This is a genomic window from Caballeronia sp. EK (genome assembly GCF_014384845.1).
Lineage (GTDB): Bacteria > Pseudomonadota > Gammaproteobacteria > Burkholderiales > Burkholderiaceae > Caballeronia > Caballeronia jiangsuensis.
In genome coordinates this window covers 1-13,013 of sequence record NZ_JACSUE010000003.1, presented here as the reverse complement: position 1 = coordinate 13,013, position 13,013 = coordinate 1, and the positions used below count along the sequence as shown (strand labels likewise).

At 62.8% G+C, this 13,013-nt stretch carries 12 protein-coding genes and 1 pseudogene; 4 read left to right on the top strand and 9 right to left on the bottom strand.

What is annotated here, in order from left to right; all coding sequences use genetic code 11:
- Positions 1–140: 140 nt before the first annotated feature.
- The 3 genes from IAG25_RS08735 to IAG25_RS08725 all read right to left on the bottom strand — a co-directional run bounded on the left by IAG25_RS08735 (position 141) and on the right by IAG25_RS08725 (position 2,769).
- The gene (locus IAG25_RS08735) at positions 141–623 is read right to left on the bottom strand and encodes a low molecular weight protein-tyrosine-phosphatase (protein ID WP_187604542.1); all 483 of its coding nucleotides are present in this window, start codon (positions 621–623) and stop codon (positions 141–143) included.
- 124 nt (positions 624–747) lie between these two features.
- Complete coding sequence (locus IAG25_RS08730; protein WP_187604541.1) at positions 748–1,959, bottom strand: DUF3734 domain-containing protein; 1,212 nt, start codon at positions 1,957–1,959, stop codon at positions 748–750.
- Positions 1,960–1,974: 15 nt separating this feature from the next.
- The gene (locus IAG25_RS08725) at positions 1,975–2,769 is read right to left on the bottom strand and encodes a 3-hydroxybutyrate dehydrogenase (RefSeq protein ID WP_187604540.1); all 795 of its coding nucleotides are present in this window, start codon (positions 2,767–2,769) and stop codon (positions 1,975–1,977) included.
- Between the two features lie 290 nt (positions 2,770–3,059).
- Between IAG25_RS08725 and IAG25_RS08720 the strand changes: the two genes are divergently transcribed.
- A complete protein-coding gene (locus tag IAG25_RS08720) occupies positions 3,060–3,905 on the top strand; it encodes a 23S rRNA (adenine(2030)-N(6))-methyltransferase RlmJ (protein ID WP_187604539.1) in 846 nt (281 codons plus the stop codon).
- A 13-nt stretch (positions 3,906–3,918) separates the two neighbouring features.
- On the opposite strand, the gene IAG25_RS08715 is transcribed toward IAG25_RS08720, so the two are convergent.
- Complete coding sequence (locus tag IAG25_RS08715) at positions 3,919–4,290, bottom strand: hypothetical protein (protein ID WP_187604538.1); 372 nt, start codon at positions 4,288–4,290, stop codon at positions 3,919–3,921.
- 113 nt (positions 4,291–4,403) lie between these two features.
- Here IAG25_RS08715 and copM point away from each other — a divergent pair, with 113 nt between their 5' ends.
- Positions 4,404–4,802 carry a CopM family metallochaperone gene (copM, locus tag IAG25_RS08710; protein WP_187604537.1) on the top strand — a complete coding sequence of 133 codons (399 nt, stop codon included), beginning with the start codon at positions 4,404–4,406 and terminating at the stop codon, positions 4,800–4,802.
- Between the two features lie 98 nt (positions 4,803–4,900).
- Here the strand turns inward: copM and IAG25_RS08705 are convergent, their stop codons facing one another.
- Positions 4,901–5,047, bottom strand: coding sequence for a DUF3563 family protein (locus IAG25_RS08705; protein WP_075583840.1), 147 nt, complete (start codon positions 5,045–5,047; stop codon positions 4,901–4,903).
- Between the two features lie 236 nt (positions 5,048–5,283).
- The gene (gene cueR / locus IAG25_RS08700) at positions 5,284–5,670 is read right to left on the bottom strand and encodes a Cu(I)-responsive transcriptional regulator (protein ID WP_187604536.1); all 387 of its coding nucleotides are present in this window, start codon (positions 5,668–5,670) and stop codon (positions 5,284–5,286) included.
- 98 nt (positions 5,671–5,768) lie between these two features.
- Here cueR and IAG25_RS08695 point away from each other — a divergent pair, with 98 nt between their 5' ends.
- Both IAG25_RS08695 and IAG25_RS08690 read left to right on the top strand, forming a co-directional pair.
- Complete coding sequence (locus IAG25_RS08695) at positions 5,769–5,975, top strand: heavy-metal-associated domain-containing protein (RefSeq protein ID WP_187604535.1); 207 nt, start codon at positions 5,769–5,771, stop codon at positions 5,973–5,975.
- The gene (locus IAG25_RS08690; RefSeq protein ID WP_187604534.1) at positions 5,972–6,910 is read left to right on the top strand and encodes a dTDP-4-dehydrorhamnose reductase family protein; all 939 of its coding nucleotides are present in this window, start codon (positions 5,972–5,974) and stop codon (positions 6,908–6,910) included. Before IAG25_RS08695 ends, IAG25_RS08690 begins: the two co-directional genes overlap by 4 nt.
- On the opposite strand, the gene IAG25_RS08685 is transcribed toward IAG25_RS08690, so the two are convergent.
- The 3 genes and pseudogenes from IAG25_RS08685 to imuA form a co-directional block, all read right to left on the bottom strand.
- On the bottom strand, positions 6,904–10,374 hold the full coding sequence (locus IAG25_RS08685; protein ID WP_255503612.1) for an error-prone DNA polymerase: 3,471 nt from the start codon (positions 10,372–10,374) through the stop codon (positions 6,904–6,906). The genes IAG25_RS08690 and IAG25_RS08685 overlap by 7 nt on opposite strands.
- Before the next feature lie 7 nt (positions 10,375–10,381).
- A pseudogene (locus tag IAG25_RS08680) lies at positions 10,382–11,948 on the bottom strand (Y-family DNA polymerase).
- Positions 11,833–12,696 (bottom strand): translesion DNA synthesis-associated protein ImuA, encoded by an 864-nt coding sequence (imuA, locus tag IAG25_RS08675; protein ID WP_187604533.1) that lies wholly within the window; start codon positions 12,694–12,696, stop codon positions 11,833–11,835. Before imuA ends, IAG25_RS08680 begins: the two are co-directional and overlap by 116 nt.
- Positions 12,697–13,013: the final 317 nt, after the last annotated feature.

Here is a 13,013-nt window from a genome sequence, read left to right as displayed (position 1 = left end):
ATTGGGGGCTAACGCTAATACTCGATGATTTTCGTCAAGTATAAATATCCCACAGTTTTAGTCAAGTATCCGGGACGAGATAAGTAGCTTTTTAATTGGTTTCTTCGGCACTCGCGCGGCTGGCGAGCGGGCGCGGGCTGTCAGGCCGTCAGTTGGGCACGCAAGGCCTTCAGCAAGCCTTCGCAGGCGTCCTCGCACTGATCGAGCACTTTTTCGAAACCTTCCTCGCCACCGAAATAGGGATCGACGACGACGCGGCTGTCGTCGTTCGTGGCGAACTCCATAAGCAGACGAATCTTGTCGCGGTACTCGGGCGGGCAGACCGCCGCCAATGCGGTAGCGTTCGCGTCATCCATGACGATGAACAGGTCGAAACGCGCGAAATCGGCGGCGGCAACCTGACGGCCGCGCAGCGTCGACAAATCGTAGCCGCGCTTCTTCGCCGCTTTCTGGGCACGCTCGTCCGGCGGCTCGCCGATATGCCAGTCGCCCGTGCCCGCCGAATCTATGACGATCCGCTCAGCGAGCTTCGCGCGCTCGACGAGGTCGCGCATCACCGCTTCCGCGCTGGGCGAGCGGCAGATGTTGCCGAGACAGACGAAGCAGATCGCGATCGAGTTCATCTAAAGCCGGGAAAAGTGGTGGCGCCCGGCGACGTCGACTGAGACAGCCGCCGGAATGCGTCCGCGATTATACAAAGTGACACACTTTCTCGCCCAACCGGGCATTCCGGCGTTCAGAACGCGTTTACCGTTCGTCGCGATGGATGTCGTGCGTGACGAAGCGCGATTCGCCGTTGGGCATGTCGAGCCAGTCGCGATGCGTAAGCGTGCGGCGCATGTCGGCGAGACCGCTTTCCCAGTGCTCGCGCATCGTCGAAAGGCCGAACTGATAGTCCTTGTAATGGCCCTCGTATTCCTTTTGCCGGTAGATCAGGTGAATGATGTTGTAGCGCTTCGAACACGCCAGTTCGGCGGCAAGCCTGCACCATTCGTCATTCTTCCGAGTTTCTTCGGGCACGAGGTCGAGCACGTGCTGCAACACGTTGCGGTAGCGCTGCGAGCGCTGCATCTGATCCGTGACGAGGCGCGTGCGGCTCGAAAACTGCACGTCCTTCACGCGTCCCATTACGTCGACGATGCTGTCCGGCACGGGCCCGCGCGCGCTCCACAGATCGACCTGGAAGGCGAGCGTGTCGCGTCGCGGCGTCGCCTGCGCGATCTCGTAAAGCGGCGTGTTCGACATGAGGCCGCCGTCCCAGTAGAACTGGCCATCGATCTCGACCGCGGCAAAACCCGGCGGCAGCGCGCCGGATGCGATGAAATGCTCGGCGCGCAACTCGATCTGCGTGTTGTCGAAATAGGCGAAATTGCCGGTCGCGACATTCACCGCGCCGACCGAAACGCGAGTCTCGCCGGAGTTGATGCGGTCGAAATCGCAAAGACGCTCGAGCGTGGCCTTGAGCGGCGTCGTGTCGTAATAGCTCGCGGTTTGCGGCGAGCCCGACGCGATCGGCGACGGCGGCGGAAAGCGCGGAATGAAAAAGCCCTTCTGCCCTTCGACGACCGCGCCTGCGGCCTGCATCGCTGTGAAGGCCTTGCGAATCTCGTCGCCGGAATCGAAAAGCGCGCGCTCGACGAAGGCGGGCAACGGGAAACCGAAAGCCGGCTGGCAGATCGTCTCCCAGAATTCCAGCAAACGCGTCACGCGATGTTCCGGCGCATTACCCGCGATGAGCGCCGTGTTGAGCGCACCGATGGAGATGCCGGCGATCCAGTTCGGATGAATGTCCGCCTCGTGAAGTCCTTGATAGACCCCCGCCTGATAGGCGCCGAGCGCGCCGCCGCCCTGCAGCATCAGCGCGATCGTCTGATAGGGTGGCAGGTGGATCCGGGACTGCGCGCGCGCTTCGGCCGAAGCTGACACGCGCACCGCGTTTTCGTTCTCGATTTCCGACATCCCGCGTGTTCTCCCTTATTGCATGAACCAGCCGTGGCTCACGACGAACGATTGCCCCGTGAGCGCGGCCGTTTCGAACGCGGACAGGAAGAGCACGGTCTGCGCGACATCTTCGACGGTGGTGAAGACGCCGTCGACGGTGCCGCCCAGCATCACGCGCTTCACGACTTCCTCTTCGCTGATCTTCAGTTCCTTCGCCTGCTCGGGAATCTGCTTGTCGACGAGCGGCGTGCGCACGAAGCCCGGACAGACGACGTGCGAACGCACGTTATGCTTCGCGCCCTCCTTGGCGAGCACGCGCGCGAGGCCGAGCAAGCCGTGCTTCGCGGTCACATAGGCCGACTTGAGCGGCGACGCCTCGTGCGAATGCACCGAACCCATGTAGATCACGACGCCGCCGCGATCGTCCTTGTACATGTGCTTCAGCGCGGCTTTGGTGGTGAGGAACGCGCCGTCGACATGGATGGCCATCATCTTCTTCCAGTCGGCGTACGCGTAGTTTTCGATCGGATTGACGATCTGGATGCCCGCATTCGACACGAGGATGTCCACCGAGCCGAGTTCCGACGCGACGCGATCGATGCCCTGATTCACCGCATCTTCGTTCGTCACGTCCATCGCGATGCCGATGGCCTTTCCGCCCTGGCCGCGAATTTCCTCGGCGACCGCGTCCGCGCCCGCCTGATTCAGATCCGCGATGGCGACCGCCGCGCCCGCGCCGGCGAGCGTGAATGCGATCGCGCGGCCGATGCCGCTCGCCGCGCCCGTCACGACCGCGGTCTTGCCGTCGAGCTTACCGTTTGAGGACATGCGAACCTCCTATCCAGTGGAAGACATCAGGTGAATGAAAACATCTGTCAGCACGACTATCAAGCTGGCCGTTCGGCATAGGAAAGCTCATGCGAAACATCAGAATGCCTATGCCGTTCGGCCGACTGTTCATGAATGTCCGGGAGCGGCTATTGTGCATGAAGGACGCAGTGCGCTGCAGCGTAAGCCGGGCGTCATGCATATTGCGGCGGGCGGCGTCGGATAGAATAGGCCCCCTTCCCCGCACCTTTTCATTCCTGTTTTTTCACGCCCCGCGCGGGCCTCTCGACATGCTCAGTTATCGTCACGCCTTTCATGCGGGCAATCACGCCGATGTGCTGAAACACGCAATCGTCATTCAGATGCTTCGCCATCTCGGCCTGAAGGACAAATCGTATTGGTACATCGACACGCACGCCGGCGCCGGCGTCTACTCGCTCACCGAAGGCTACGCGGCGAAAAACGCGGAGTTCGAAACGGGGATCGGGAAGCTCCAGGATCGGGACGATTTGCCGCCGCTCCTCGCTGACTATGTCGATGAAGTGAAGGCGCTGAATCCCGACGGCGGTCTGCGCTTTTACCCCGGCTCGCCCTATCTCGCCTGGCGCACGATGCGCGAGCAGGATCGCATGCGGCTTTTCGAGCTGCACAGCACGGAGATCGACGTGCTGCGCCACAATTTCCGCGATGCTGGCCGGCGCGCGATGATTTACGAAGGCGACGGCTTCGACGGTATCAAGGCGCTTCTGCCGCCGCCGCCGCGCCGCGCGCTCGTGCTGATCGACCCGTCGTACGAGGACAAGCGCGACTACGCCCGCACGCTCACGTGTCTCGAAGAAAGCATCAAGCGTTTCGCGACGGGGACATACGCGGTCTGGTATCCGATCGTCACGCGCATCGAGTCGCAGCGCTTCGCCGACCAGTTGAAAGCAATCCAGCCGAAGGGTTGGCTGCATGCCGCCCTGACTGTGCGAAAACCGCCGACTGACGGCTTCGGCCTGTTCGGCAGCGGCATGTTCGTGATCAACCCGCCCTACACGCTGGCGAAGGAGCTGAAGGCATCACTGCCCTATCTCGTCGATGCGCTCGGCGAGGACGACAACGCGTCGTTCAAGCTGGAACATCGCGCGGACTGAGCCTGGCCAGCGATCAGGGATGAATTGTGCGCGGGACCCGCGGCCGTATCCCGCCGCCGGGCGGCGTAGGCACGGTGCTCTGCCCGTTCGAGTATTCGACGTAGGGTGAAACCACGATCGGCGGCTCGGCCTCCTGCGGCAGCCCGGGCAGCGTCGCCATCGGCACCATGCCGGGACCGCCGAACGGCCCGCTCTGAAGCACGGTTCCGCTGACGCCGCTGTGGATACCGGTTTGTGTATCGAGCACGAGAGGCTCACCGCCCGGCTTGGCGAACGTCGACTGCGAGCCGAACAAAGCTGCGGCGAGCGCGACGCAAACACATGCGATTCTCGCGACGCGATCGCGGATGCGTTTATTCGTCGTGTCGTTGATGTGGCCTGGCATCGTGCGCTCTTTTATGTAGACGAAACTGCTTTACCTTACCCCGATGGCAAGCTTTAGGCTAGGCGTTCGGACTCAGAAGCAGCTTCGCAACCGCCCTTTTCACAGGAGATACGATGAAATCGAAACGAATCGCGCTTGCCATCTTCACCGCCCTCTGTAGCGCAAGCGCGATCGCACAGTCCGCCGCGTCTGCGAGCGATGCGATGCCGGGGATGAACATGGAACAGCACGCGGCGAAGCCCACCGACGTGTCATCGACCGCTGCATTTCAAGCCGCCGATCAGAAAATGATGTCGGGCATGTCGGGGGTCGAATACACGGGCGACGCCGATCGGGATTTCGTCGCGCACATGATTCCGCATCACCAGGGCGCGGTGGAAATGGCGAAGGTCGAATTGAAATACGGCAAGGACGCGAAGCTCCGCAAGCTGGCGAAGGACATCATCGCTTCGCAGGACAAGGAAATCGCATTCATGAAGCAGTGGCTGGAGCAGCATCCGTCCAAGCATTGAGGCTCTGCCGCGCGTGCCGTAGCAGAAACGCAAAAGCCCCGCAATGCGGGGCTTTTCAATTTTCACGTTCGGCGCTTTCGACGCCAGGAACGAAACGCTTACGCGTTGTAGCCGTTCGATTCGAGCGAGCGGATGCGCTTTTCGAGCTGGACGATGTCCGTCGACTGCGCGAGATACGCTTCACGGCGGCGTTGCTCAGCGGCTTCAAACCAAAAGCTCAGTTTTTCGATCAGAAATGCAAACATGATGTTCTCCAAGGTCTTTAACAGATCCCTGGCAATTCGGGTCAGGGATTACCCGTACTAGGGAATACCCGGATTATAGAGGAGAACAGACGCGCCGGGGTAGTGAAATGCTTGAATACTGTGCATTCGGTTTCGGAATGGTGCGGGCCGAAGATTTGCTTTAAATCGCTGATTTTTCGGACAATTAGCAAGTCTCTAAGCGTGGCTTGGTATCCTTGAGCACCGTATTGGTGCAATCACTGCGCCAACTTGTCCAGAATCGGGCAATCCGGTCGGGCATCGCCATGACAGTGGGTCGCAAGATGCGACAGCGTGTCGCGCGTTTCCGTCAACTCGGCGATTCGCCGGTCCAGTTCCGCGACGTGCTCCAACGCGATCGACTTGACCTCGGCACTCGCCCGCGACCGGTCGTGCCATAGAGCCAGCAGCTTGCGGATATCCTCGACGAGAAAGCCGAGCCGACGCGCCTGTCGCACGAAGCGCAGCGCATGCACATCCGGATCGCCGTACACGCGATATCCGGACGACGTCCGCCCGACCGCATTGAGCAAACCGACGCTCTCGTAATAGCGGATCATCTTCGCCGTCACGCCCGAGGCGCGGGCCGCTTCGCCGATGTTCATCGTTCGCTCCTGAAAAAATGTCATCCCGACTCTACACCTTCCCATCATGGCAAGGTATACGATGACGTTGATCCGAGCTTTTTAAAGAGGAAACCGCAATGACCGAATTCGAAGTTCAGGGCATGAGTTGCCAGCACTGCGTCGCGGCCGTGACGCGCTCGATCCAGGAAATCGACCCACAGGCGCAGGTTCGCGTCGATCTGGAACGCGGCACCGTCGCCGTCGAGTCCGGGAAATCGAGCGACGAGCTGAAGGAAGCCATCGACGAAGCCGGCTATACGGTCGTCGGCGTCGCGTCGGCATGAGGGGGAGCGAGCGGTTCAACGTCGCGCTCATCGGCGCGTCGGGATTGCTGGGCCGCGCCATCGCGGGCGAACTGGCGAGCGCGCCCGGCGCGAAAGAATGGCGCATCGTGCGGACAGCCCACAGCCGCGCCGACGCACGGAACTCGAAACTCGATCTGCTCGACCGGGACGCGGTATCCGCATTCTTTCGCGAGTTCGCGCCCGATGCGATCGTGGTCGCGGCGGCGGAGCGGCGCCCGGACGTCTGCGAAAACGATCCGGCGCTCGCGCGCGCGCTGAACGTCGATGCGTTGAGCGTGATCGCAGACGAAGCGCGCTCGCTCGGCGCATGGGTCCTGTCGATTTCGACGGATTACGTGTTCGACGGCACCGCCCCGCCCTATTTTCCCGACGACGCGCCCGCGCCGCTCAACGCCTACGGGCAAAGCAAGCTGGACGGCGAACGCGCGTTGCTCGAGAGCGACCCGGCGTCCTGCGTGCTGCGCCTGCCGCTGCTTTATGGGCCGTTCACGGACTGGAACGAATCGGCGGTGACGAGCCTCACGCCCGCAATCGTGAAATCGGCCGATCCGGCGAGCCCGCCCGCGTCGATGGACGCCTGGGCGACGCGCTATCCGACGTTCACGCCGGATGTCGCCATGGTGATCCGCGGGATGCTTGAACATCATGCGAAAGGCGCGACGATCTCCGGCATCACGCAATGGTCTGGCGACGAACCGATGACGAAGTTCGACATCGCCCAGCGCATCGCGCGAGCGCTGAAAATTGACGCGAAGCTCGTCGCGCAGCGCGCGCCGACGGACGCGACGCCGCGCCCGCGCGACTGTCATCTCGATTCCGGGCGGCTGGAAGCGCTGGGCATCGGCCAGCGTACGCCGTTCGACAGCGCGATTGCCAGGCTGCTCGCCAAATATCCGGACTTCCCGGATCAGTGAAAATCGCGGCTCGGCGCAGCGAGGCGGCCGAGCAGCGCGCTATGGTCTTCGAGCCGTTGCGCCACCAGATGACGCACCTCGCCCTCCATTTGCCAGACGCCGTGCACGCCAAGGAGCGACGCCCCGAGCAGCACTTTGCGCTGCTTCTCGACGAGGCCCGGCCAGACGATCACATTGATCGCACCGGTTTCGTCCTCGATCGATACGAAGATCGTGCCGTTCGCCGTGCCCGGCCTTTGCCGCACCGTCACGATGCCGCACGCGCGCACGAAGCGTCCGTTTCTGATGTCCGCGAGTTCGGCGGCGGTCTTGAAACGCAGGCGGGAAAGCTTGTCACGCAAAAGCGCGAGCGGATGACGATTGAGCGTAAGTCCGAGGCTCGCGTAATCGTCGACGATTTCGCGGCCTTCCGATGCTTCCGGCAGCAGAAGCGGCGTCTCGCTCATCGGCGCATCGCGCAGCAATTCCGGCGCGCGCTGTTGTGCGGTGACCGCCCACCACGCCTGACGCCGGTGCCCCGCGATGCTCGCCAGCGCATTGCCCGCCGCGAGCGCTTCGAGTTCGCGTCGTGACAAGCCGGCACGACGCGTGAGATCGTCGACATCGATGAATGGCGCTTGCGCGCGCGCTGCCATGATCCGCTCGGCCGCCGCCTGCGGAAGACCCTTGATCAGTTGCAGGCCGATCCGCACGCCCGGCCCTTTTGCGCCGTATTGCCGTCCATCCAGCTCGACGCGCTTTCTGAGTCTGCGCGCCGCTCGCCGCACGGTCTTCCGAAACACGCGATCCGACGCGGCCGCGCCATAGAACTGCTGACGCCGCCGTTCCTTGCCGGCATCGAACACGACCCGCTCGCCATCGCCTGACCGCGCTTCCAGCACCGACTCCCAATCGCTCAGAGAAACATCGGGCGCGAACACCGGCACGCCGTGACGCCGCGCATCCTGCACGAGCTGCGACGGCGAATAAAACCCGAGCGGCTGGCTGTTCAGCAAACCGGCCAGAAACGCCGCAGGCTCGTAACGCTTGATCCACGCGCTGATATAAACGAGCAGAGCGAAGCTCGCCGAATGACTTTCCGGAAAGCCGTATTCGCCGAACCCCTCGATCTGCTTGCACACGCGCGCGGCGAAATCGTGCTCGTAGCCGCGCGCAAGCATCTTCTTCATGAGATCGGCCTGATACCTCTCCAGATGACTGCCACGGCGCCACGCGGCCATCGCGCGGCGCAACTGATCGGCCTGCTCCGCCGTGTAGCCCGCCGCGACCATCGCGAGCTTCATCACCTGCTCCTGAAAGATCGGCACGCCGAGCGTGCGGCCGAGCACTGGCCGCAGTTCCTCTTTCGGATACTCCTCGTCCTCCAGCCCCTGTTTGCGGCGCAGATACGGATGCACCATGCCGCCCTGAATCGGACCGGGCCGCACGATCGCCACTTCGATCACGAGGTCGTAGTACTTCTGCGGCCTCAGGCGCGGCAGCATGCTCTGCTGCGCGCGCGATTCGATCTGAAACACGCCGATGGTGTCCGCGCGGCAGCACATCTCGTAGACGGCCTTGTCCTCGCGACGAATATGCGAGACCCCGAAACCCGGCACGCCGCGCCGCAGCGCGACGAATTCGAGGGCGCGCCGGATCGCCGACAGCATGCCGAGCGCGAGCACGTCCACTTTCAGGAGCTTCAGCTGATCGATATCGTCCTTGTCCCACTGGATCACGCAGCGGTCTTTCATCGCGGCGTTTTCGATCGGCACGAGCCGCGACAAGCGTTCCCGCGCGATCACGAAACCGCCGACGTGCTGCGACAGATGCCGCGGAAAGCCTCGCAACTCGCGCGTCAACCGGATGAGATGCTTCGTGACGTGCGAATCGTCGCTGAAGCCCGCTTCCCTGAGATAGCCCGCCACCGCCGACGGCCCGTCCCACCATTGTTGCGACTTGCCGATACGCACGATCAGCGACGCATCGAGCCCGAGCGCCTTGCCGACGTCCTTCAGCGCGCTGCGCGTGTGATACGTGATGAGCGATGCCGCCAGCGACGCGCGATGCCGCCCGTACTTCCGATAGATGTACTGGATGACTTCCTCGCGCCGCTGATGCTCGAAATCGACGTCGATATCGGGCGGCTCGTTGCGCGCCTGAGAAATGAAGCGCTCGATCAGCAAACCCATCCGGACCGGATCGAGCTCAGTGATGAACAGGCAATAACAGACGATCGAATTCGCCGCTGAGCCGCGTCCCTGACACAGAATATTCTGGCTACGCGCGAACGAAACGATGTCATACACCGTCAGGAAGTACTTCTCATATTCCAGCCTGGCGATGAGCGCCAGTTCTTTTTCGATAAGACCGATCGTCTCGGCATCCATGCCGTTCGGCCAGCGTTGCAGCGCACCGGCAATCACCCGTTTGCGCAGATAGCTCGCGGGCGTCTCGCCGGGCGGCACCAGTTCTTCGGGATATTCGTACTTGAGTTCGTCGAGCGAGAAGGTGCAACAGGCGGCCACCTTCAGCGTTTGCCTGATCGCCTCCTTTGGATACAGCGCGCCGATACGGAGCCGCGTGCGCAGATGCCGCTCCGCGTTCGCTTCGAGCGCGTAGCCGCATTCGGCGAGCGGCCGATTCAGGCGAATCGCGGTGAGTGTGTCCTGCAAAGGCTTGCGCGAACGCGCGTGCATCAGCGCGCCGCTCGCCGCGACGAGCGGCAATCCGCTCGCTTCGGCGATCACGCGACACGAAGCAAGACGCTCGTCGTCGCTGCCGTCCTGCCAAAGCTCCAGCGCGAGCCACGCACGGCCCGCGGCAAAGCCGGCCAGCCAGTGCGCGCGGTCGAGCGTATCGGCGAGCGTCGCCGATCTCTGCGGCACGAGAATCAGGATGCAATCGGGCAAGTGCTTCAGATGCGCGATATCGCCGCGCAGATCGGCCGCGTTGGATGACGCCGCCGGATCCGTGAAGTCCTCCGGACCTATCTTGTAGCTGCCCTTGGGCGAACGAGCGCGCGCTTGCGAAATCAGCTCCGACAGATTGCCGTAGCCCGCCCGATTCGTCGCGAGCGCGATGAGCGTGCAGAACGGCGCGCCGTCGGCATCGGTGAGATGCAGTTCGCTGCCGATGATCAGCTTCAGATCCTGCTTCTTCGGCGGCGGCTCGCCGGCAAGTTGCGCGGCTTCGGCATCGGCGCGCGCCTTCGCTTCGATGTCCTTGATCGCGGCATGCGCACGCACGACGCCCGCGAGCGAGCATTCGTCCGTGATCGCGAGCGCGGTATAGCCGTGCTCGAGCGCCGCCGCAGCCAACTCCTGCGGATGCGATGCGCCGCGCAGAAATGAGAAGTTGCTCAGGCAATGCAGTTCGGCATAGCCGGGCAACAGCGCCGAGGCTGACATCGCGCCGGGAAAGGCGGTCTTGTCGTCGCCTTCGTCGCCCTCGCCCAGGCCGATGATGTCGCTCAAATCATCCATGTCGGCATCATCCGAAAAAACCGTGCAGAAACCAGTCGCCGGTGAGACGTTCGCGATACAGCCAGAACATACGGCCGCGATCGTCGGCGGCGACGTAGTAATCGCGCTGGACGCCATTGCCGTCCCACCATCCCGCCTCGATACGCTCGGTCCGGCTGATCAGCTTCAGCGGACGTCGATAGAACGGCCGCTCGTTGCGCAAGATCAGCTTTTGCGGCGTTTCGAGTATCCACGACGGACGGGGCTGCGAAGGAACGGCCACATCGGGAAGCTCGAGCGGCGCGCCTGATTCGGTTTGCGCTTCGGATTCCGCTTCGGTCGGCGTGTCGGCTTCTGCTGCTTGCGTCTTCGACGATTTCTTCCCGCGCTTCGGCTTCGTTTCGCCTGCGGGCTTATAAGCTTCGACCGTCATCGCCGCTTCGGGCCGGTGATCGTCTCGCGCGACCAGTTGCACGACGCTCTCGGCACCGAGCCGCGCGCTCAGGCGTTCGAGCAGTTGCGCCATCGATTCGCTGTCGGAACCGGGCATCGGAAACAGGGTCTCGGCCGGCGGCGCATGCTCGCTCACCTTGTCGGCGAGAAGCTTCATCTCGATGACGGGGGCTGCGAGCGCCGTCTGATTCAGCTTCTCGCGCAGCAGCCAGAGAATGTGATCGGCTTCGCGTGTCGGTACGGCCCACGCCACCTTGAACGTCGACGTTTTCGGCGCGTGACGGGCCGCCAGCTCGTGCTCGAGCAACAGAGAAAATTCGCTGACGGCCGCATGATGCGCGCTCAGCCAGCCGGCGAGTTGCAGCACGAGCCGGCGGGCGGCGAACAGCAGCGCCTCGGCACTTTCCACGCGCGCCTGCAATTCGAGCCGAGCCTCGAACGACGCCGGCGCGCAAAACGCCTCGCGCGGATCGGGCGCCTGGCCGTACGCTTGTGCGAGCCATTGCAGAACGCCTTGGCCGAACCGTCGCGCGACGCCCTTGCGCGGCAGCCGACGCAAATCGGCGAGCGTTGCGCAGCCGATCTGCTCGAACACGTTGCCGTGCGAATGCGCCGATGGGATGAGTGCTACGGGCAACGCATCGAGCACGTGAACGAGCGTCGCCTCTTTCACGATGCGCACGCGACGCGCGACACGACGCGTGCGCGCGTGAGCCAGCAGCCATGCGCCCCACGCTGTCGGCGCGCAGCCCATGCGCGACGCCGACTTCGAGCAGCACCGTGTTCGCATGGGCCAGCACGACTTTGGGCGTAAATGCGAGCAACGCCAGCGCAACGGCTTCGAGCGCGTTCTGCTCCTCGCGAACATCGACGGCGAGCAGCGTCAGTTGCGGCGCGAGCGCGAACGCATGCGAGCGCGTGCTGCCGGGCCGCACGCCGAGCCGAAACGCGACGAGATCGGGCATCAGGATGCGCGCGTGATCGGCGAGCGCGAAGCATGGTTGATCGATATCGCTGGCGCGAACGTCATTCGGCGTCGATGCTGCTCCAGGCGAGATCGAATTCGCCGATGCCGAGGGCATCGAGGGCGGCCTGACTGCTTCGAGCGATAAAAGCGGCAATGTCACCGCTATCCACAACATGTTTGACCTCTCGTGCTTTCCTTGCCTGATGCGCACGCCGAATATGTTCGGGCAGAGCAGGCATTTGCAGCGGCAAGCTCAACTGCAACGGCTTGCCCAGCAATGGACCACGCCGCTTGATGATGTCGATTTCGAACATGACGGCTTGCATCCATTCGCGACGGTTCATCGTCGGTGCGCTGGCGGGAAGTATCGGTTTGCAGACCATGCGCAATGGTGCGGCGGATGATTGCCTCGCCGCTTTGAGCGGACGAAACAGGAACGCCAGCGACCGCGCTTCCTGAGCCGCCACTTGCAGCCTTCGCAGCGCTTCGGGGCGCACTTGAGGCAGCCAGATCAGCACAGCGCCGATGCCTTCCTGCTTCAGCGACTGCTCCGCAGCCCAGAGCACCTGATCTTCGGGCGCCTTGACCCAGACCAGTTTGTCGACCGCGATTTTCATTGCCCGAAACGCAGCCAGATTGGGCTTCCACGGCGGCGCGATAAAGATGACGGAGCGGCCTTTGCTTACTGTCAGTTCTCGAAGCATGTGCGCGAGCAATCTGATTTCGCCTACGCCGCTCTCTTCGATCAGCAATTCCGTGACCGTGCCGGGCATCCAGCCTGCACCGGGCAAGGCTAGGTCAAGCGTCCGAAATCCGCTCGAGATGATGTTCGAGTCGGGATCGTTGATCGGACTGCCTTGCCAGATCTGACGCTGCAGATGCGAGGTCAGCCCGATGTCGAGCAATGAAAGTGCTGCACCCATCAGTTCCCCCGTCCAGCGCGAATGCAAGGGCCTGCTCATGGTTCGAGCACTCAGCGGTCTTTGGTTTTACTGTATATTTATACAGTATTTTGAGGCGGGAGGGTAAACATCTGGCGATGCAGGAGCGTGCGTTGCCAGAGCATGGGAGAGATTCGAGGAGGGAATTGTTGGCGTTCGTGCGAATTCGCCGCGCCAACGCAAAAACCCCACCTTTTCGGGGTGGGGTTTTTGTTTTCGGCATGAGGAGCCTGACGATTACCTACTTTCACACGGGCGATCCGCACTATCATCGGCGTGGAGTCGTTTCACGGTCCTGT